Source organism: Shewanella sediminis HAW-EB3, assembly GCF_000018025.1.
GTDB classification, from domain to species: domain Bacteria; phylum Pseudomonadota; class Gammaproteobacteria; order Enterobacterales; family Shewanellaceae; genus Shewanella; species Shewanella sediminis.
In genome coordinates, this window is the sequence record NC_009831.1 from 4,186,205 (window position 1) to 4,205,646 (window position 19,442).

At 46.7% G+C, this 19,442-nt stretch carries 20 protein-coding genes; 10 read left to right on the top strand and 10 right to left on the bottom strand.

All coding sequences use genetic code 11. The features are described 5' to 3' along the window. Positions 1-99: 99 nt before the first annotated feature. Positions 100-1,338 (top strand): methyltransferase, encoded by a 1,239-nt coding sequence (locus tag SSED_RS17945; RefSeq protein ID WP_012143770.1) that lies wholly within the window; start codon positions 100-102, stop codon positions 1,336-1,338. A 166-nt stretch (positions 1,339-1,504) separates the two neighbouring features. Here the strand turns inward: SSED_RS17945 and SSED_RS17950 are convergent, their stop codons facing one another. Both SSED_RS17950 and SSED_RS17955 read right to left on the bottom strand, forming a co-directional pair. Then, positions 1,505-2,068: a porin family protein gene (locus tag SSED_RS17950; RefSeq protein ID WP_012143771.1), complete on the bottom strand. Its 564-nt coding sequence runs from the start codon at positions 2,066-2,068 to the stop codon at positions 1,505-1,507. A gap of 314 nt (positions 2,069-2,382) precedes the next feature. Further along, a complete protein-coding gene (locus SSED_RS17955) occupies positions 2,383-3,450 on the bottom strand; it encodes a DUF2804 domain-containing protein (RefSeq protein WP_012143772.1) in 1,068 nt (355 codons plus the stop codon). A gap of 249 nt (positions 3,451-3,699) precedes the next feature. On the opposite strand from SSED_RS17955, the gene SSED_RS17960 reads away from it, so the two are divergent. The 4 genes from SSED_RS17960 to SSED_RS17975 all read left to right on the top strand — a co-directional run bounded on the left by SSED_RS17960 (position 3,700) and on the right by SSED_RS17975 (position 6,917). After that, positions 3,700-4,266 (top strand): YajG family lipoprotein, encoded by a 567-nt coding sequence (locus SSED_RS17960; protein ID WP_012143773.1) that lies wholly within the window; start codon positions 3,700-3,702, stop codon positions 4,264-4,266. Positions 4,267-4,323: 57 nt separating this feature from the next. After that, entirely contained in the window at positions 4,324-4,908 is a 585-nt protein-coding gene (locus SSED_RS17965; protein ID WP_012143774.1) for a peptidylprolyl isomerase, read from the top strand. Positions 4,909-4,992: 84 nt separating this feature from the next. After that, entirely contained in the window at positions 4,993-5,319 is a 327-nt protein-coding gene (locus SSED_RS17970; RefSeq protein ID WP_012143775.1) for a hypothetical protein, read from the top strand. A gap of 161 nt (positions 5,320-5,480) precedes the next feature. After that, on the top strand, positions 5,481-6,917 hold the full coding sequence (locus SSED_RS17975) for an AmpG family muropeptide MFS transporter (protein ID WP_012143776.1): 1,437 nt from the start codon (positions 5,481-5,483) through the stop codon (positions 6,915-6,917). Between the two features lie 76 nt (positions 6,918-6,993). On the opposite strand, the gene SSED_RS17980 is transcribed toward SSED_RS17975, so the two are convergent. Continuing rightward, on the bottom strand, positions 6,994-7,479 hold the full coding sequence (locus SSED_RS17980; protein WP_012143777.1) for a YajQ family cyclic di-GMP-binding protein: 486 nt from the start codon (positions 7,477-7,479) through the stop codon (positions 6,994-6,996). A gap of 102 nt (positions 7,480-7,581) precedes the next feature. Here SSED_RS17980 and SSED_RS17985 point away from each other — a divergent pair, with 102 nt between their 5' ends. The 5 genes from SSED_RS17985 to SSED_RS18000 all read left to right on the top strand — a co-directional run bounded on the left by SSED_RS17985 (position 7,582) and on the right by SSED_RS18000 (position 11,650). Continuing rightward, a complete protein-coding gene (locus SSED_RS17985) occupies positions 7,582-8,022 on the top strand; it encodes a VanZ family protein (RefSeq protein ID WP_012143778.1) in 441 nt (146 codons plus the stop codon). 31 nt (positions 8,023-8,053) lie between these two features. Then, positions 8,054-8,986 carry a ketopantoate reductase family protein gene (locus SSED_RS17990; protein ID WP_012143779.1) on the top strand — a complete coding sequence of 311 codons (933 nt, stop codon included), beginning with the start codon at positions 8,054-8,056 and terminating at the stop codon, positions 8,984-8,986. A 214-nt stretch (positions 8,987-9,200) separates the two neighbouring features. Further along, positions 9,201-10,688 carry a sodium-dependent transporter gene (locus SSED_RS17995; RefSeq protein ID WP_012143780.1) on the top strand — a complete coding sequence of 496 codons (1,488 nt, stop codon included), beginning with the start codon at positions 9,201-9,203 and terminating at the stop codon, positions 10,686-10,688. Then, a complete protein-coding gene (locus SSED_RS24665) occupies positions 10,685-10,789 on the top strand; it encodes a MetS family NSS transporter small subunit (protein WP_150104360.1) in 105 nt (34 codons plus the stop codon). The genes SSED_RS17995 and SSED_RS24665 overlap by 4 nt, the downstream gene beginning before the upstream one ends. A gap of 204 nt (positions 10,790-10,993) precedes the next feature. Next, positions 10,994-11,650: a phosphatase PAP2 family protein gene (locus tag SSED_RS18000; protein WP_012143781.1), complete on the top strand. Its 657-nt coding sequence runs from the start codon at positions 10,994-10,996 to the stop codon at positions 11,648-11,650. A 66-nt stretch (positions 11,651-11,716) separates the two neighbouring features. Here the strand turns inward: SSED_RS18000 and SSED_RS18005 are convergent, their stop codons facing one another. The 7 genes from SSED_RS18005 to SSED_RS18035 form a co-directional block, all read right to left on the bottom strand. Further along, the gene (locus tag SSED_RS18005) at positions 11,717-12,589 is read right to left on the bottom strand and encodes a DMT family transporter (RefSeq protein ID WP_012143782.1); all 873 of its coding nucleotides are present in this window, start codon (positions 12,587-12,589) and stop codon (positions 11,717-11,719) included. Positions 12,590-12,774: 185 nt separating this feature from the next. Then, positions 12,775-14,313, bottom strand: coding sequence for an AbgT family transporter (locus SSED_RS18010; RefSeq protein ID WP_012143783.1), 1,539 nt, complete (start codon positions 14,311-14,313; stop codon positions 12,775-12,777). A gap of 183 nt (positions 14,314-14,496) precedes the next feature. Next, positions 14,497-15,345, bottom strand: a complete 849-nt coding sequence (gene kdsA, locus SSED_RS18015; RefSeq protein ID WP_012143784.1) for a 3-deoxy-8-phosphooctulonate synthase — start codon at positions 15,343-15,345, stop codon at positions 14,497-14,499. 154 nt (positions 15,346-15,499) lie between these two features. Beyond that, on the bottom strand, positions 15,500-16,753 hold the full coding sequence (locus SSED_RS18020; RefSeq protein ID WP_012143785.1) for a DUF819 family protein: 1,254 nt from the start codon (positions 16,751-16,753) through the stop codon (positions 15,500-15,502). A 345-nt stretch (positions 16,754-17,098) separates the two neighbouring features. Further along, entirely contained in the window at positions 17,099-17,887 is a 789-nt protein-coding gene (locus tag SSED_RS18025) for a transglutaminase family protein (RefSeq protein WP_012143786.1), read from the bottom strand. Further along, on the bottom strand, positions 17,887-18,282 hold the full coding sequence (locus tag SSED_RS18030; RefSeq protein ID WP_012143787.1) for a SirB2 family protein: 396 nt from the start codon (positions 18,280-18,282) through the stop codon (positions 17,887-17,889). The genes SSED_RS18025 and SSED_RS18030 overlap by 1 nt, the downstream gene beginning before the upstream one ends. A 148-nt stretch (positions 18,283-18,430) precedes the next feature. After that, complete coding sequence (locus SSED_RS18035) at positions 18,431-19,348, bottom strand: LysR family transcriptional regulator (RefSeq protein WP_041421784.1); 918 nt, start codon at positions 19,346-19,348, stop codon at positions 18,431-18,433. Between the last annotated feature and the right edge of the window lie 94 nt (positions 19,349-19,442).

A 19,442-nucleotide genomic window follows, 5' to 3' on the forward strand; every position in this document is an offset into this window, starting at 1 on the left:
CCGATAAGCTCTATACCAGCCACAAGCAATAGTCATATGTACCTTGCAGCCTAAATCTGCGATAATACGTGCCCTTATTTTATTGGTGCAGTTTGGCATATGACAACACAATTTTCAGTCGAAGGTATCGAGCTAGAATTAACTCGTTATCCTAAAAATCAGGAATCGAATTTACAGGCTTGGGATGCGGCCGATGAACACCTGATTAAACACCTTAAAGAGACTGAACAAGTGCCTGTTGCTACGGCTATCATCAATGATAATTTCGGAGCACTGACAGCATGCCTGCGTTCGATGGAATCACAATGGCCATTAGCCGTCGAAACCGACGCTAAAACCAGTCAATTAGGCACTGTACAAAACTTAGAAAATAACACACTCAGCTCAGATAATATTCAGTGGCTAAACAGTCGTGAAAATATACCCGGTGCCATAGAGTTGGTATTGATGAAATTACCAAAGAACCTCAGCTATTTTGCCCACCAGCTCAACCGTTTATCTCAGGTCCTGCCAGAAGGTACTCAGGTATTGATAGGCGCTAAAGCCAAATCGATCAACAAATCTTTACTTGAGCTTTTTGCTAAAAATCTGGGCCCGGCGAGCGCCAGTCTGACCTGGAAAAAAACCCGTGTTATCACCTGTACTGCCGACGGCAAAGTACGCGCCCTCCCGACAGAAAGCCAATGGTCGATTCCTGACTTAAACCTCAATATCACCAATCTCAGCAATGTTTTTGCTTCCGGCAAGCTCGATATTGGTGCCCGCATCATGCTCGACAACATGCCTAAGGGTGACTTCAAATCGATTATCGACCTGGGCTGCGGAAATGGCGTATTGGGGCTCAATGCCAAGCAACTCTTTCCGCAGGCCTATATTCATTTTGTGGACGATTCAGAGATGGCGGTTGAATCGGCGAGACAGAACTGGGCATTGAATAAATTAGATACACTGGGTCTTGTCGGCGAGCAAGCCACCTTTGGCTGGGATGATTGTTTAACTCATCTCAATGAAGGTATTCGCCCCGAACTGATCCTCTGTAATCCTCCTTTTCATCAAGGTGAAGCGATCACAGACCACATCGCCTGGCAGATGTTTCTCCAGTCCTGGCGAGCACTTAAAAATGGCGGCATCTTGCATGTCGTGGGTAACCGCCACCTGGCTTATCACGTGAAACTGCAGCGTATCTTTAAAAACTGCACCACAGTCGCCTCTAACGGTAAGTTTGTTATTTTGCAGGCGCAGAAGATAAGTAAGAAAGCCGAGCCCCATGAAAACGGGGAAAGCTCGTCCGACACGCCTAATCCACAAAGCTCACTCTATGGCGGCGTAAAACGATAGGGTCGAAAATAAAAAATTTAGAAAAGTTAAAGAAACAACAAGGCAGGAAGGTAGTTACTCCTCCTGCCTGCCGTCACTAAAGTAGCCATGAATAAAGTGCTAAAGTCTGGATTCTGAAACCAGTTCAGAATGACGGTGCAAAGGTAGAGCACTCAAGCGCTTATATTCAGAAGCGGTAACTCATACCAATATTAAAATTCTGTACCTTCAGCTCTTGAACCGGCACATATTGATACTCGATATTCATGCCTATTCCAGATTGAAACCGTATCCCCCACCCCACGGCGCCATAAAAGTCGCTACCGCTGCTTTCGACACTCTTGATCACGTCACTGCTAAACGCACGTGAAACATCGTAACTGAGCCGATTAGCACTGGCACCAAGCTTTGCATAGAGGTGGTTACTCTCTGAGAGTGGAACCTGGCCATAAAATGCGCCTCGTATGCCTTTATAGCTGATGTTATCAACTCCGCCAAACAAACCGGTAAACACCGACGCTACACCACCCGTACCACCAAATAGTCCGGTTTCGATACCGAAGTGTTCATTAAACATATAGCGGTAATACGCATCGATGGCGAAACTGTCCTCGCCGCCGGTTTCCTGCCCGGATTCGAATTCAAAATCCTGTACACCATAACCAATACTGCCTCCCACGATATGATTTGAATCACCGGCGTAAGCGCCCACGCTTAATAAACTGCCGATCACCAACAACAATCTTTTCATGATATTCCCTTAATTTATAATACCTTAACTTTCATTCGAGCCAGCTATCTAATACCATTAGACTGCCAGAAACAAAACGATACACTCGTTAACTCACAACCAATTTCAAAACAACTGAGCAACAGTCGTACCGCACAACTGTAGAGAAAGAAGCTGTACCTAAGCTGAACAAAGCTGAGATGGTAAAAAATGCAGAATATCCGGTGACGAAATGAGGTGGCAAAGGTCTTAAGATAAACGGCATGGTCGAAAATAGGGAAGGTTTATGTTGGTCATAGAAGCAGGGGGAAATCGGGATAATCCGGACTTCTCAATCACCAGCGAGCGAAATGGTCTTCGGTGAGTCCCAGTACATTATCGAGTAGATGCTTGTTACCAAAATTATCGATAATATAGCCGGAATAGAACCCCAGATATTGTCTGAAATTACTCTTTAGCAGCAATAAGTTAAGCTTCTCTTGCCGGCAGTTGACGGGATTAAAACTCAATTCAACCTGACCATTATCCGAATAGATACGCCATGAAGTCTGGGCCTGCCTGTGACTCTCAACTCCGCTTGCCCGTTGAAAATTGAAGTGCACCGGCCCTAACAGATGCCGTTCACCGTTAACCCAAAAGACATTCTCATTACCGCCGGTTTCATTGACCCCTGCAGCTAAATTAAGTCCCAGGACACCATCATGGGTATGAGCATTGATACTGGCCCAGCGCCAACTCGTCTCTCGGCGCATATACCCTGCGGAAAAATCATAGCCGGCTAATGCATTGTTCAAAGGCTGAGGTTCACCGTCGATGGTGAGCTCCCCGGAAGGCTTGAGCCCGTTATGCTTCTGCGTATAAGTCCAGCCGCTATAACCGGTCGGGTTACACATGGCCATAGGTAAGCTCAATACCGGGGCATCAAGATCGATCTCAGCCTTAATATTGGCCGTCGCAATGGACACATGCCACACACCTTCAGATATCGTAAAGGAGACTTTAGCTTTCCTGCTAGCCATCTTGGCAACGCCTGACATGGGAGAGGGCGTCAATTCATACCCTCTGCCCAATGGCTTCAACCAGGTCGTTTCGCTGAGCCGATTTTTACTGATGTCATAGAGATAACAAAATGCACTGCCCACATAACGAATATCGGCAATGGCAACACCAATGACGAAACGGGGAGTGACGATATTAATAAATTGAAACTGCTTATAGTTAAAGTAGCGACTCAGCCTCGAGGCGGGTTTATCCATTTCATTAAAATAATTGAATTGCTCAAGACCCAAGGAGGTCACCGGGCCATCAAAATGACCAAAGAGTGGGGCTCCATGACTCGACATCAAGCACTCGGGAGCGGTCTGACTCTCGATATTTATCACCTTTGAACCGCTTGCCGTCATCGTTAGCCCCCAGAGCATTTATCAAATTTTACTCTAACGCGATGCCTAACGTGATGAAAGTAAAATTTAAAGCATAATTCTGAAATAGCGTGAAGGATCTCTAACTAAGACATTAACACCAATCGGTATAAGAAACTGGGAGAGATACAGGGGTCTGGGTGGCACAGGCAAAGACGATGGCATCGAATGGCAATTCTGGTATGCTGATGCCACCACATTCCGCAATTTTGAATAAAGATAATCCAGAAAATGAAACGTCTCTTTTTATTATTAACCGCCGCTATCACACTTTGTGGTTGCGCGACTCAAACGCCAAGTCACATAGCCCTGGAGCCTCAAGTTCCGCATGTACAGCCTCAAACTCAGTCGCGACAGAATCTGGCCATAGAGACGATAGATACGCGCTCAGCCAATTTTATTGTGCGCTTCAACAACGAAGGCGATGCGGCCAAACTTGTCAGCCCTTCTGAAGCACCAAGAAGGCAGATAGACGCCGTCTTTCGTAAGGGCTTCACTCAAGCGGGTTATCAGGTAGACCCCAGTGCGGTTCAACATATACAGTTTCAACTGGAGCAGTTACTGACTGACGTCAATGAGAGCACCTTCGGATTCGAGGCTAAGAGCAACATCATCATCAATGTGATCGCTAAAAACAGTACCCAAGAGCTCACTAAACGTTACACGGCTCGCGGAACACTATCGGGCCCGTTTAGTGCCGATTTTGCGACCTTAGAACTTGAGATAAATAAACTTCTCGGTCAATTGAGCGGCGATATTATTAATGATCCTGAACTGAACCAGTTTATTCAACAGTAATACCAATCAATAAAAACTCGCATAAGACTATAGATACAACAAGAACAAGGAAGCCCCATGATCCGTTGGATTAATGCTCTACTCATACTCTGTTTAAGCCAGGCAGCGGTTGCCGTCGACATTCAGCCCGATACCCTTTACCCGCAAGTACAACTCGACACCAGCATGGGAAAGATAGTTGTCGAATTAGACAGAACGCGAGCCCCCATCACAGTTGATAACTTTCTGACCTATGTTGTGAAGGGACACTATGATAATACCTTGTTTCACCGGGTTATCGCCGACTTCGTTGTTCAGGGAGGTGGATTAAATCTCAAACAGGAGGAGAAGCCATACGATGCACCTATAGTTAACGAATCGGGAAATGGTCTATCAAATTCATTCGGCACTATCGCCATGGCCCGTGATAACGAGCCTCATTCGGCCACCAGCCAATTCTACTTCAATGTAGGTGATAATGAACGACTTGATCCCTCCTCCAGACGCTGGGGCTATGCGGTTTTTGGCGAAGTAGCCGAGGGGGAAGAGGTACTTGCGGCCATGGCTGGCGTTGCAACAGAACATAACTCAAAACTGGACTGGCCCGACTTTCCTATAGATGAGATCATCTTAAAGAAAGCGACGCTACTTCCCCGAAAGTAATAGTTCAATATTTTTAACAGAATATCCCCCAAGCACTTATTTATCGTCCTATACTAACTAGGCAGTAATTAAGGAGGCGAACCGATGACCCCAGATGAGTTCATCGATAAAAAAGCGCCCCAGCTGGCCGAGTATGGAAAAGCGTTTCTGAGCGATCAGCTCGCTTTTAATGAAGTCCAGCTATATTTATGGGACGTCCTTGAAGAGTGGCAACAGTTCAATCATCAAGGTGATGCGCAAACAGATATGGAGAGAGTGTTCTGGCACTTGTTACATGCCTTTGATAAATGGCCGGATTGGATGATACGTGGTAATCAATACCTGCGTAAGCAGATTGATGAATGCTGTGATTATCTGAGCATAGGCGGCCAAATACCTAAGGGATGCATAGGGAATAGACCTAACTCTTAACGGGTATAAAACTGAAATCATTTATATGATTGTTTTATTCTTACTTTATGTTTTACGGCAGTAAAAGCTCAGACAAACTTGTCTGGGCTTTTTTATTTTTATCTTGAACCAAACGACTCCCCCCCTTAAGCTAGCATTAATGACCCTCTTGAAATGTATCTATGTCACCAGCGTTAGGCTCAAATTATTCCCGCATGAAAGATGCGCTCTCCATATACTGTCATAAGCGAGTCTTGGTTCTGTTATTTCTTGGTTTTTCGGCAGGCTTACCCTTAATGCTGGTTTTTTCGACCCTCTCATTCTGGCTTAGAGAGGCGGGCATCGACAGAACCGCAATAGGTTATTTCAGCTGGATAGCCCTCGCCTATGGCTTCAAATGGGCCTGGTCACCTCTGGTCGATAGACTCTCGTTACCTATTTTGACTCGCTTACTCGGACGGCGACGAGGATGGATGCTATTTGCACAGATGCTGCTCGTCGCAGCCATTTTAGGCATGTCTTTTAGCGATCCGCTGCAAGATCTGGAACGCCTTGCCCTGTTTGCCTTAATGGTCGCCTTTGCCTCGGCCACACAAGATATCGTTATCGATGCTTTTCGTATCGAATCCGCTCCGGAGAAGATGCAGGCTGCATTAGCGGCCGCCTATCAAGTTGGTTATCGTAGTGCCATGATTTTCGCCACTGCAGGGGCCTTGACGATTGCCGCCTGGGTTGACCCGGGGAATAACGAATACAACCTAGTCTCCTGGCAGACGGCTTACCTCATCATGGCCGGACTCATGTCGGTAGGTATTCTCACCACTCTCTTAAGCAAAGAGCCTGAAGTCGAGAATAAACAAGCCGATGAGCTGGAGCAAAAGCTAAAACAGGATCTGAGCCTTCGTTACCCTAAACCTGTGGCTGGTACGCTATCTTGGTTATATACCGCCAGTGTATTGCCTTTCATGGACTTCTTTAAACGTTATGGTCGCAACGCCATATTGATCTTACTGCTCATCTCCTGTTATCGCATATCTGATATCGTCATGGGGATCATGGCCAATGTCTTTTACGTCGACATGGGTTTTGCCAAAGCGGAAATTGCCGCCATCAGCAAGATTTATGGCCTGATTATGACCTTAGTCGGGGCTGGATTTGGTGGCGTGCTGCTGGCTCGCTACGGTACGATGAAGATACTCTTTGTCGGTGCCCTGCTTGTCGCCGTCACGAACCTATTGTTTGCCTACCAAGCGGTGGTGGGATACAACGTCCCCCTGTTAACGGTCGTCATCTCCATCGATAACTTCAGTGCAGGTATCGCAACTGCGGCCTTTATTGCCTACCTTTCGAGTCTGACCAGCAGTGGCTACAGTGCCACGCAATACGCGCTACTCTCCTCTATAATGTTACTTTTCCCTAAATTTATCGCGGGCTTCTCGGGTGCCTACGTCGATGCCTACGGTTATGTGAACTTCTTCATTGGCGCCAGTATTATCGGCTTACCCGTTCTATGGTTAGTGCTCTTGGTAGACAGGCGAACGCGACATGATGAGAGATTAAAGCAGGAGCTACAAACAAAAAATGACGAGTCCCATAGCTCGGCCGAGCGGCAGACTTAACCTTTTCGGTAAACACCTATAAAACAAAAAAGCCCTCATAATGAGGGCTTTAACGTTACAGGCTAGCGACTAAGAGTCAATCACGGAAGTTATTGAACTGGAATGGCTGACCTAATTCAGACTCACGAGCCAATGCCATGACGGCTTGCAGATCGTCGCGCTTCTTACCGGTAACACGCACCGAATCACCCTGAATAGATGATTGAACCTTCAGCTTACTGTCTTTAATCATCTTGACTAACTTTTTAGCGATCAGGGTTTCAATGCCCTCTTTAAAGCGCACCTTTAAAGAGAAAGTCTTGCCACTATGCAGCGCCTTTTCATCGACATCCATGGAAGCCGGATCGACACTACGCTTACTCATCTGCATGCGTAGTATGTCGACTAATTGCTGACACTGAAAATCATCTTCAGCCGATAGCGTGACCACATGGTCTTTATACTCGATGCTCGCTTCCTTACCACGAAAATCGAAACGACTCTTCAGTTCACGTACTGAGTTTTCTACGGCATTTCGCAGCTCAACTTCATCGACTTCAGAAACAATATCCATTGAAGGCATTTTAGTGTCCTATTACAGTATTTTTTGTGGGGTTAGTTTACCGTATCTGGAGTAAATATGAAGCCTTATCAACGAGAGTACATCTTTGCTTAACTGCAAATTATGGATGATATTCTTGGTGACAATCTGCCACCATTTTTCTATGATGGCACAAACAACAAAACTTCCATCGACATAGTGATATCAAGACGAAACATATTTAAACTGGCGCTGGCCATAGCCCTGATAGTCATCAGTTACCTGGTTTTTTCCAGGCCCAACTACCCTCAACTGATCCCTCATATGGACAAAGTTGGGCACCTTGGTAGTTTCTTCTGTCTCTCTTACCTGACCCACTTAGCGTTCAAGCCCAGATGGCAATATCTGGCTATTACTCTTGCCGGTTATGCTGTTTTCATTGAACTGGTTCAGTCCACGCTGCCTTATCGCAGCGCATCGGTCGGCGACTTCATTGCCGATATGGCCGGAGTCATGCTGTTCTATCTGTGCCATTGGAGCTACCTTCGTTATTTCCGTGCAGCTAAGCTCACTGAATCCGAATAAACTAATTTGATTGAAACAATAGAGTGCATCCATGGGTCAACAACTAGTCGATGAAAAAAAGATTGCGATTCTGGGCGCCGGCGCCGTAGGTCAGCTCATCTACCAACAACTACTCACCGACGGGAATGCCCCCCTACTCATCGCCAGAGAAAATGAACGGCAAAAGATAGTCACCTTTACCGCTTTAGATGGCCAGGTAACCAAATCGACAGCCATACTGGCCTCGCCTAAGAGTGTGTCCCCACTACTTGAACAGGTTCGACTCCTCATCGTCTGTGTCAAAGCCTATCAAGTAAGTGACGCAATAAGATCTATCATAGATAAGCTATCCCCAAAATGTCACATCATATTGCTTCATAACGGTATGGGCCCTCATCTCGAGGTACCTGAGCTTCTCCATGGGCAAGGGTTAAGTTTAGGAACCACCTCTCAGGCGGCGCTTAAGCACGAACGCTGGCACATAGAACAAACCGGCTCGGGAAGTACTCAGTTAGGACATCTCACAGGTCCTCAGCTAAGCCAAGAGTTAAGAACACGCTTGTTGAGCGCCATTCCAAACAGCCAATGGTGTGAGCCGATTTTACCTTCGCTCTGGCACAAACTCGCCATCAATGCGGCCATCAACCCTCTCACTGCGATACATAACTGTAGCAATGGAAAATTAGCCGAAGAGCAATATTGCAACCAAATCTCTGCAACGGTTACAGAGTTAGCAGAGGTCGCTTCAGCCGATGGTATCGAACTCGATAAGTCAGCGCTCATTAACCGGGTATACGAGGTTATAGGGCTGACAGCGGCCAACTTCTCATCAATGCATCAAGATGTCCTGAACAAGAGAAAGACAGAGATTGAGTCGATTAATGGTTATGTGGTGCAAAGAGCAAGGCACCATCAATTATCGACAAAGGTAAATTTAAGTCTGCTCGAACAGGTAAAAAAAATGGAATCTGATTACCTCAAATGAGTTGATCTCATCAATGCCAACAGCTGTGGGCGATAAAGAATACCTAAGCAGTATTTTTTATCTCCCCCCCGCCCCTTTTAACCACATTGCATTTCCCACTCCCCCGCTCTATTGAGTGAACATTGAGTGAGTACTTAGTGACAGAGTGCATCACTTCATTTTTCGTCTACTATTATGAGAAGAGAAAGTAGATTGAAAACTATGGAAAAATCATATGCAAAGAGAGCAGTGGAACTCACGTATAGGCTTTATTCTCGCAGCTGTTGGTTCTGCTATCGGGTTAGGTAATATCTGGCGATTCCCCTATATGGCCTATGAAAATGGTGGGGGGGCCTTCTTCATCCCTTACCTCTTTGCCATGATATCTGCCGGTATCCCTTTTATGATAATGGAGTTTAGTCTCGGACATAAACTGCGTGGAGCCGCGCCCAAAGTATTCTCCAGATTAGGCATACATTATGGACTCAGGCTGGAGTGGCTCGGCTGGTTTCAGGTTCTCATCGCTGCAGTCATAGCTGTGTATTACGTGGCCATTATCGGCTGGACTATCTCCTTCTTAGGCTTCTCATTTACACAGAGTTGGGGAACCGACACCAACGCTTTCTTCTTCAATGAATACCTGCAACTTGGCGATAACTCCCCCACCAGCTTAGGAGTTTTCCAACCACATATCGCCCTGCCGATGGCCATCGCTTGGGCCATTACCTCCTTAGCCATTTTTACCGGCGTGAGGGGGGGAATAGAGCGCGCGAGTAAAATTATGATGCCCCTACTGTTCATCATGGTATTAGTCTTGATAGGCAGAATTGTATTTCTTCCCGGTGCGCTCGAAGGCCTCAACTATCTTTTTCAGCCTGATTTTAGCAAAATATTGGACACTAAGGTCTGGTCTGCAGCCTATGGGCAGATCTTCTTCACCTTAAGTGTAGGTTTCGCCATTATGCTCGCATATTCGAGCTATCTCCCTGAAAAGTCGGATATCAACAATAATGCGTTCATGACAGTGCTAATCAACTGTGGTTTCTCTATCATGGGCGGGATCATGATATTCGGAGTGCTTGGCTATATGGCACAAGAGCAGGCTAAACCTTTGACTGAGGTGGTCACATCCGGCGTTGGGCTGGCATTTGTAACGATCCCCGCAGCCATTAATCTACTCCCGGCACCTTATATACTCGGGCCACTATTTTTCTTCGCATTGGTGGTTGCAGGTCTGAGTTCCCATATCTCTATCCTTGAAGCCGTGACCTCAGCCATTATGGATAAGCTTCACCTGCCCCGCAAAAAAGCGGCTGCGATAGTATGCGGTACCGGCTTTATCATCTCCATGGCGTTTGCCACCAATGGCGGGCTGCTACTGCTCGACCTTATCGACTACTTTATTAATAATATCGCCCTGCTATTCAGCTGCTTCATTGAACTCATCATCCTTACCTGGCTATTTAAAATTGCCGATGTAAGAGACTACACCAATCGACTCTCGGAATTCACCATAGGCATATGGTTTGAGCTCTGTTTACGCTTTATCAGCCCGGCAATGTTGGGCATCATTCTCGTTAGGAACTTAGTCAACACTGTCAATAATGGTTATGGTGATTACCCGATAGCAGACCAGCTACTCTTAGGTTGGGGGCTCATTGCCATCATGTTGTTTATCTCAATATTGATAAACTTCGCATCCAATCACAAGGAAGAACTATGAGTACCGGAGCAATAATCATGTTGGTGCTGGCCCTTACCATCACTTGGGGTGGCGCCGCTATTTGCATTGCAATAGCGATGAGAGCCCGAAAGCTTAAGTAATACCCGTAGGTATAATAGCTAACATAGAAGCTTAAATTAGCAATTTAACTTAGCGGCCTCAATTTTAGCTATCGCCTCCAAATAGGGCGTATCCTGGCAAACGGAAGTCCAGATTGTTTGCGGTTCCCTGCATCGTCAGTTGCAGCAATTTTTTATCCGAGTTAGATTACCCCCTCACTTCCCCAGAAGTTAATACGAATCAAGATGCCGACAGCCCGTACCCCAGCTTTTCTTTATTCATTCAAAAGAAGTGCGATATTTTACGCCACCATGTTTATCGCCATACTTGTCAGCGTAAATTTTATCGATCGAGGGCTGGCAGACATTATTTATCAACATTCATTTGCCAACTCATTGATCAAATTGATGAGTAATACTCCCCTGTTTTTAGAGATCTTGGCTGCTATTACGGTCGCGCTTTGTATCGTCCCTAAGCTACGTCACCAATATAGATGGTTAGCGATAAACCTGGCGGCAACCTTTATCCTGGCGTCCATACTGCGCGTTAGTGCAAAAGCCCTGTTTGGCCGCACTTGGCCTCAGACCTGGGTTAACAATAACCCCTCCTGGATAAGCGACCGTATCGAAGGGTTTCACCCTTTTGCCGAGGGGCTCGCCTACAACTCATTTCCATCGGGTCACGCCCTGTTCACCTTTGCACTGGCGACGACCTTCTGGTATCACCTGCCACGGTATCGACCACTCTGGATTGCCACCATGTGTGCCGTATTTATCGGACAATTGGGACAAAACTATCACTATCTGGGGGACCTGCTAGCTGGTGCGACATTGGGGACATTTATCGCGCATATGGTTATTATTGCAACTAAGAAGGTAAGCAGCAGAAGCTGCAGGGCCTAGGTTGTTCTAGATGAAACCTTGCTTCGTATAGCTTTACCAGACAGGTTTCAGCCAGTAGAAAAGTGATTAACCCCACATCACCAATATGGCTGCAACAGCTATCAAGACTAAGGCAAATACCTCTTTAATTTTGACCTTCTGCTTTAGCCAGAACATGGCAATCAGCAAAGTGAAAAATACCTCTATCTGTCCCAATGTTTTGACATAGGGCACGGCCTGCAGGGACATGGCACTAAACCAGCCTATGGAACCCAAACAGCTGGTGATACTGGTCAGCAGGGTCAGCTTGGGGCGCTGCCAGAGTGCCGTTAAGGTCTGCTTATCAGAAGCATAGAGATATGCCAGCAGCACGATGGTTTGAATCGTTATCACAAATAGTAAAACCCAGGCCGCCCGGTGAGGAAAAGGCAGGTCTAAATTCAGGCTCGCCTCACGCACCCACAGTGATGTCAGCGCAAATGCGCTGCCGCAAGCCAGCCCGATTGACGCGGTCTGTAAGGAGATATCCTTTAATCCCTTACGGCTGCTCATCAGGAAGACTGCGATGCCGCCGATAATCACACCGAGCCAGCCCAGCAACGAAAGCTGAGTACCGAAAAAGAGAACCCCCAATACCGCAGCCACTAAGGCCTCACTCTTGGCAAGCCCGGCGCCAACGGCAAAGTTTTTCAGTTTAAATAACTTCACCATCAAGGCCGTAGCTACAATCTGCATTGCCGAAGCCCCGAGCACATAAAGCGAGAAGGCAGATGAGAACTCGGGTAACTCCACCGGTCGCCATAGATAGAGTATCAACAGGTATAGCCCTGCTATGGGGCCGGCCCAGAGAAAACGCGCCAGGGTGACACCGGCGACTTTCACCTCTCTGCTCAGTTGGCTCTGAAAGGCATTACGCCAAGCCTGCATGGACGCGGCGAGAAAGGTAAACAAGATCCACATAAAGAATGAACACTTCTGACAGCTGAAATAGCTGTTAAGCGTATCCTATCCTCTTATGTCAAACGACCCAAAGCAGAGGAAAATTAAATATACTCATTATCAGTCAAAGTAATAGTGAGCCCCGAACAAGTCGGGGCTTTAATCTGATATCGCTATCTGATGATAGCTGACAATTGGTTCAACACTTAGTAAGTGTAACTGGCCCCCAAGCCTAGTGGCATACCAATCGACCAGTAAATCAGTAACCAACTACTCCACAATGCAAGCAAACAAAGACTAAAAGGTAACATCATTGAGATGAGGGTACCTATACCGATATCTTTCACGTAGCGCTGACAATAGACAACGACAAGTGGGAAGTACGGCATTAACGGGGTAATAATGTTGGAACTGGAATCACCGACACGGTAAGCCGCTTGTGACAGATCCGGGCTGATATTCAATTGCATTAACATAGGCACCAGCACCGGACCAATTAAGGCCCACTTAGCCGATGATGAACCGACAAACAGGTTCACGAAGGCGACTAAGATGATCAACCCAACTATGGTCACTTCAGCTGACAAATTCATCGCCTGAAGACCACTTGCCCCTTCAACCGCAATTAGCGCTCCTAAGTTTGATGCTGAAAACGCCGCCACAAATTGAGCACAGAAAAATGCCATCACGATATAGTGAGACATTCCACTCATCGACTTAGACATGGCTTGAACGACATCAATCGAGTTTTTAAAGGTGCCGGTCATATAACCATAAATCATCCCGGGGATCACAAAGAAGATGAAGATCAGCGGCACGATTGACTGCATTAAGGGGGCGCTGAAACTGGTGAGCGAGCCATTAGCGTCACGTAGTGTTGAGGTTTCAGAGACAGTGAGCGAGAAGAAGCCGATAACAGCAGTCAGCATAATAAAGGTGGCAACACGAAATGCTTTCTCCTCTTTAGGTGTGCTTTCTTCCATAGAAGGCACATCGACCTCTTCGGTATTAACCTTATGAGTACGGTTCAACCTGGGCTCCAGTACCTTATCGGTCAGATACCAGATAATTAACACGATAGGAATGCAGGAACTTGCGGCGAAGAACCAGTTGTTCAACGGGTTAATCTGAATATCCGGGTCAACAATTTGCGCTGCCGACTGAGTAAAGCTTTGCAGTAGCGGATCGATACCCGACGGAATAAAATTAGCACAGAAACCACCAGATACACCGGCGAAAGCAGCTGCAATACCCGCTAACGGATGACGGCCTACGGTAAAGAAAATCACCCCTGCAAGCGGAATAACCACCACATAACCTGCATCTGTAGCGGTATGAGAGATAATCCCTACCAAAACTACTGCAGGCGTTAAAAATTTAAGCGGGGTGACTTTGAGCATCTTCTTAAGTGCGGTATTAATAAAGCCAGAATGCTCAGCGACACCTACACCTAACATAGCGACTAATACCACGCCCAGTGGTGCAAAGGCCATGAAGGTACTAACCATGCTGGTTAGAAAGTGAGTCAGCGCCTCAGCACTCAGCAAGTTTTTAACTTCTATGGGGGAACTGGTTCTGGGATCTATGGCCTCAAAACTGACACCAGACAGCAGTGCCGATAGCCCCCACACCGCAAAGAGTAAAATAAGAAACAGCATTGCAGGATCGGGGAGTTTGTTACCGACCCTTTCAATTCCATCTAACATTCGTCCGAGTTTCCCCGGAGCTGCCTGTTCATTTGCCATAGTTCATCACCCTCTACTTTTTATAATTAAGCACTCCTGACTTTTCGACAAAAAGCGGGCGCAACATTTTTAATGTCGCGGCAGGATACAGATGCACTCTGTAATCAACCTTAATCCTTGTTAAAAAGCAACAAAAAAGCCCCGGTATAAACCGGGGCTTTGAAAATAGAGCATTAGCTGGTGCTACTTACTGGTATCAATCGCATCGAATGATTTAACCAAGTCATCGACCGCCTTCATCTGAGTCAGATACGCCTCTAACTGATGAAGTGGCAGTGCGCACGGGCCATCACACTTAGCATTATCAGGATCAGGATGCGCTTCGATAAACAGACCAGCCAAGCCAAGTGCCATACCGCTACGGGCAAGTTCTGTAGCCTGAGCACGACGACCACCAGCGCTGTCGCTTCGTCCGCCCGGGCGCTGTAGTGCGTGAGTCGCATCGAAGATCACCGGGTAACCGGACTGCTTCATCTCGTCCATGCCTAACATATCAACCACTAGGTTGTTATAACCGAAGCTACTGCCGCGTTCACACAAGATGATCTTATCGTTACCGGCTTCATTGAACTTAGTAATGATATGACGCATCTCATGAGGCGCTAAGAACTGAGGCTTCTTAACATTGATGATGGCGTCGGTCTTAGCCATTGCCACAACCAGATCCGTTTGACGAGCAAGGAAAGCCGGCAATTGGATAATATCGACCACTTCTGCCACTGGGGCACACTGGTGTACTTCATGAACATCGGTGATAAGAGGGAGATTAAAGGTCGATTTTATCTCTTCGAAAATCTTCAACCCCTCTTCCATTCCCGGACCACGGTATGAATTTACTGAAGAGCGGTTAGCCTTATCGAAAGACGCTTTAAAAACATAAGGAATACCAAGCTTTTGAGTCACTTCGGCGTAAGTTTCAGCAATCTTCATTGCTAAATCGCGCGACTCGAGTACATTCATACCGCCAAACAACACAAAAGGTTTATCGTTTGCAATCTCGATTGAACCCAGACCTATGATTTTATTACTCATTAAAACTTCTCTCTTAAAGAGCCGAGGCGATGCATCGGCATGAATCAATTTGATTTAACGTCTACCTTACTGGCCTAACCATAAACTAGCAGCCACACATCCAGAGTATAGATAACAAGCTACAAGCTGGCACCTAGTACCTAGCATCTAAAAGTTATGTCGCGATGATCTGCAAAATCTGTCCGCACATCCACGCCATATAAGTTCCCACAGCATAGCCCAATACCGCCAGTAACACACCCACAGGTGCTAAAGCCGGATGGAATGCCGCAGCGACTACCGGCGCCGATGCGGCACCACCTACGTTGGCCTGGCTACCTACCGCCATGTAGAACAGCGGGGCCTTGATCAACTTAGCCACGATCAACATAAAGCTCGCATGAACCATCATCCATATTATACCGATCGCGAAGTACCAAAGGTTATCGGGATCGGCAAGTTTTGACACATCCATATGCAAACCGATGGTTGCGACCAGAATATAAAGGAACGCAGATGCCACCTTAGATGCGCCGGCAGCTTCAAGGTGACGAACCGGGCTAAATGACATGGCGAGACCAATACTGGTCACAGTTACGATTAACCAGAAAAACTTAGATGTCAGGCTATAGTCACGCGTCCATGGGTAGTTGGCCTCGAAGAATGGGCCAAGGAAATCGGCAAAAACATGGGCTAAACCTGTGACACCGAAACCCACCGCCACGATCATCATCAGGTCATTTAAGCTCGGAATGCGTGCATTCTCGGCGTGGTACTTTTCAACTTTTTCTTTGAGTCTCTCGATAGCACTCGTATCGGCCCCGGTCTTCTTATCTATCTGCTTGGCTTTAGATGCCATAAACAGCAACACAGCCATCCAGATGTTGGCCACGATAACATCGACGGTCACCATGATAGAGAAGATGTCACCACCCGCTTCATAAATTTCTTTCATGGCTGCCTGGTTGGCACCGCCGCCAATCCAGCTGCCTGCCAGCGTGGTCATTCCTCTCCAAACGGCTTCGGGTCCATGACCACCGATAATTTCGGGGTTAAGGCTGGAGATAATGAGCAGAGCAATGGGCCCACCGATCACGATACCAACCGTACCGGTCAGGAACATGATGATCGCTTTTGGCCCCAAAGAGAGAATAGCCTTTAGATCGACACTTAAGATCAGCAGAACCAGACACGCAGGTAGCAGGTAACGAGATGCAACGAAGTAAAGTTGAGAAGTATGCCCGTCGATAATGTTAAACGTATTGAGCAAGGACGGCAGGAAATAGCACATCAATAACGCAGGAATGAATTTGTAAAACTTCTTCCAGAAAGGATGTTTGCTGTGACTGGTATAAAATACGAAACCTAAAATCACGGCCAGCAGGCCTAAACCTGTGGCATCATTCGTCACTAAAGCGGTACTACTCATTCGGTGTTATCTCCCTAGCCGGCAATTTTGTTGATTGTTTATAGTTATGATTATTATAGTTTTTAGTGTTTTATTATTTTATTTTTTACTGTTAGAACGCTTACTGTTTTAATTAATCTTATTTAAATTGGTTTTCTGGTGAAATTTAACGAATTGATTGCCATCTGTTTGCGACAGAAGCTGAAGTGGTAAAACCGCGAAGAGTTCGGGATAGGGTTTTCATTCATAATTGAAAGAATGTGAATTACCTGTCCGGCTATCTCATGCCTATGTTCAACCACTTCTCACCTTGCCGCATCTTGTCTCATTTTAACTAATGCGAGAAGAAACTAACGCGAGAAGAGACTAATGATAGATCTCTTGTTCCTCTTTGAGCTCTTTCAATTGCATCTTAACTAACTCAATCACAGGATCGTGAGGGCTGTTATCGACAAAATGTTTCAAGTCGGCTGCCGCCACGCTGATACAACCTAACTGCTGCGCGATAAAGGCGCGTTCACGGTTAAGATTCAGATCGTCCTCGTGCCACTGCAATAACAAGTTACAACACTCCATCGCAGGCTCAAACTGATGAGTGACAATACTGCCAGCTTTAAGCTCATGTATCATTCTGGATATCAAACGCTTTAGGCTGGCAGGTTTTAAGTAACCAGGCTTAAAAGGCGCGCCATTACCCAGCTCTCCCCGAACCAAAGCATGCAGTTGATGACGGTTAAGTCGATCGCCGGTCAAGGGATCGATGTAACGAACCTCATCATCGATTCGACTACAAAGAACGGTGGTTCCGGGAAGCAGAAGAGGCTCGAGGTCAAGATCCAGCTGTTTGGCCAGTAACATGAGCACAGTCGCCAAAGTGGTACTGTTTCCCTGACGGGTGGTAACACAAGCCCCTAAATCTGCCGCCTCGACACTGAAATAAGACTCTCGCGCACAAAAACCGAGATCTTGATAGAACCAGTGCAATAGGCCATCTAATCTCGCATGCCTATCCACAACATAATGGCTCAATACCGCACCGGCGATCTCAAGCCAAGCCCATTTAGCGGACTCTACTTTGGAGAACCCCAAATGTTCGGTAATTTCAAATGCCGACTCGGGAAGTTGAATCGTCTCTTTCAATGTAAAAATTGTCATTATCCCAACAGCATCGCTTGTTTAAACATGGCCAATTTTGCAGCGTAAAATATCCAGCCAACCGCACCTAGAGCAGCAAAGACTTTGAACAAAGTGCCTCTTTGTGCCTTCATCGAAATAGTCGCAAGGAAGATATAGGCAACTACAGCCCCTAGCTTTTCACTTAACCAAGGATCGACAAAAGGATACTGCTTAATCATAAAGCAGAGTGTCAAACCCGATAACAACAGGAAAGTATCTATCACATGGGGAGCAATTTTAACCAGCTTCTTATCCATGATTGGAGATTGACGCAGGTGCAATACGAAACGTACCAGGAAAAACAAGACGCTAGCCGCAACCAGAGTCAAATGAAGATGCTTAATCACCGGGTAAAGGCTGTAAAAAGTTTCCATTAATAGTTCTTATTTAGCTGACAAAGGCGGTAGTGTACCCGATCCCCTCTTCCATCACCAATATCATGATCAGAATCTCTGAAAACGTTTGAAATATCTACAAACCACTAGCATCTCTTCCAAGTAAAAGTCGCCACTATCCGGCAAGCTATTCAGATTTAAACAGGGATTGAAGCTGCTCTCTCATCCAGAGATTCTCAGGTGTATTTTCACTCGGCTTATAGGTAAACAGTTTCAGTTGATAGGTAGGCATATCTACGGGAACATCGAACCGTTTGACAGGCAACGCTCCCTGCAGTGCCTGCGCCGCAAATTTAGGTAAGGTGAGCAGCAGCTCCGATCCGGCCACCACAAATGGCGCATTCATCACATTGGGCAGCTGCAAGGCGATATCTCGCTGCAACCCCTGCTTACTCAACTGCTCATCCACCACTCCGATCTTCTCCCCCCAGGGCGAGACCAAAATATGCCGACGAGAGAGAAAGGTCTTCAGATCCATTCTTTCAAGCTTATCGCTCGCTATCGTGCAGTAACAGTCTTCCCACCAGATCCATTGATTAATCAATGGGGTTTGTACCTCATCAAAATGAGAATATCCCAAGGCAAAGTCCAGCTCTCCCGCCTCAAATGCGGCCAGAGGCAGTTTCTCACTACGGGAGGTCAGGTTGATGCGCACCAGAGGTGCATGCCGTTCCAGATGCGCCATCAGACGGGGCATCATCAACAGCGCTGTAAAATCGGTGACGGCGAAATTAAATTCATGCCGGCTCTCGTGGGGAATGAAATGAGTCTGCGGGGCGAAGCAGCTCCCTAAGGTCGAAAGCACCTCAGCTACCGGCTCATGAATGCTGTCGGCATAGCGAGTCGGTATCATCTGTGCCCGACTACGGATAAACAGCTCATCATCGAGTTGCACTCGCAACCTGGCCAGGGCATGACTGAACGCCGACTGACTCAGGTTCATCGACTCCGCCGCCACGGAAACATTTCGGTGAACATAGAGGGCACTGAACAATTTCAGTAGATTAAGATCAAGACGATGCAACCTGTTATGCATGATTTTCATTCCGATATGTTCCAATATGAGCTGCACTCGCAACCTGACCAAATCGAGACGATGCAGCCTACTATGCGCGATATTCATTTCAACATGATTAATA

Bases quoted from the DNA above. Each gene is read 5' to 3' on its own strand.
- SSED_RS18030 (WP_012143787.1), bottom strand. From the start codon at position 18,282: ATGGAAACTTTTTACAGCCTTTACCCGGTGATTAAGCATCTTCATTTG.
- SSED_RS18010 (WP_012143783.1), bottom strand. From the start codon at position 14,313: ATGGCAAATGAACAGGCAGCTCCGGGGAAACTCGGACGAATGTTAGAT.
- SSED_RS18020 (WP_012143785.1), bottom strand. From the start codon at position 16,753: ATGAGTAGTACCGCTTTAGTGACGAATGATGCCACAGGTTTAGGCCTG.
- SSED_RS17980 (WP_012143777.1), bottom strand. From the start codon at position 7,479: ATGCCTTCAATGGATATTGTTTCTGAAGTCGATGAAGTTGAGCTGCGA.
- SSED_RS17970 (WP_012143775.1), top strand. From the start codon at position 4,993: ATGACCCCAGATGAGTTCATCGATAAAAAAGCGCCCCAGCTGGCCGAG.
- SSED_RS17990 (WP_012143779.1), top strand. From the start codon at position 8,054: ATGGGTCAACAACTAGTCGATGAAAAAAAGATTGCGATTCTGGGCGCC.
- SSED_RS17975 (WP_012143776.1), top strand. From the start codon at position 5,481: ATGTCACCAGCGTTAGGCTCAAATTATTCCCGCATGAAAGATGCGCTC.
- SSED_RS18035 (WP_041421784.1), bottom strand. From the start codon at position 19,348: ATGAAAATCATGCATAACAGGTTGCATCGTCTTGATCTTAATCTACTG.
- SSED_RS18000 (WP_012143781.1), top strand. From the start codon at position 10,994: ATGCCGACAGCCCGTACCCCAGCTTTTCTTTATTCATTCAAAAGAAGT.
- SSED_RS17950 (WP_012143771.1), bottom strand. From the start codon at position 2,068: ATGAAAAGATTGTTGTTGGTGATCGGCAGTTTATTAAGCGTGGGCGCT.
- SSED_RS17995 (WP_012143780.1), top strand. From the start codon at position 9,201: ATGCAAAGAGAGCAGTGGAACTCACGTATAGGCTTTATTCTCGCAGCT.
- SSED_RS18025 (WP_012143786.1), bottom strand. From the start codon at position 17,887: ATGACAATTTTTACATTGAAAGAGACGATTCAACTTCCCGAGTCGGCA.
- SSED_RS18005 (WP_012143782.1), bottom strand. From the start codon at position 12,589: ATGTGGATCTTGTTTACCTTTCTCGCCGCGTCCATGCAGGCTTGGCGT.
- SSED_RS17985 (WP_012143778.1), top strand. From the start codon at position 7,582: ATGGATGATATTCTTGGTGACAATCTGCCACCATTTTTCTATGATGGC.
- kdsA (WP_012143784.1), bottom strand. From the start codon at position 15,345: ATGAGTAATAAAATCATAGGTCTGGGTTCAATCGAGATTGCAAACGAT.
- SSED_RS17955 (WP_012143772.1), bottom strand. From the start codon at position 3,450: ATGACGGCAAGCGGTTCAAAGGTGATAAATATCGAGAGTCAGACCGCT.
- SSED_RS17965 (WP_012143774.1), top strand. From the start codon at position 4,324: ATGATCCGTTGGATTAATGCTCTACTCATACTCTGTTTAAGCCAGGCA.
- SSED_RS17945 (WP_012143770.1), top strand. From the start codon at position 100: ATGACAACACAATTTTCAGTCGAAGGTATCGAGCTAGAATTAACTCGT.
- SSED_RS17960 (WP_012143773.1), top strand. From the start codon at position 3,700: ATGAAACGTCTCTTTTTATTATTAACCGCCGCTATCACACTTTGTGGT.
- SSED_RS24665 (WP_150104360.1), top strand. From the start codon at position 10,685: ATGAGTACCGGAGCAATAATCATGTTGGTGCTGGCCCTTACCATCACT.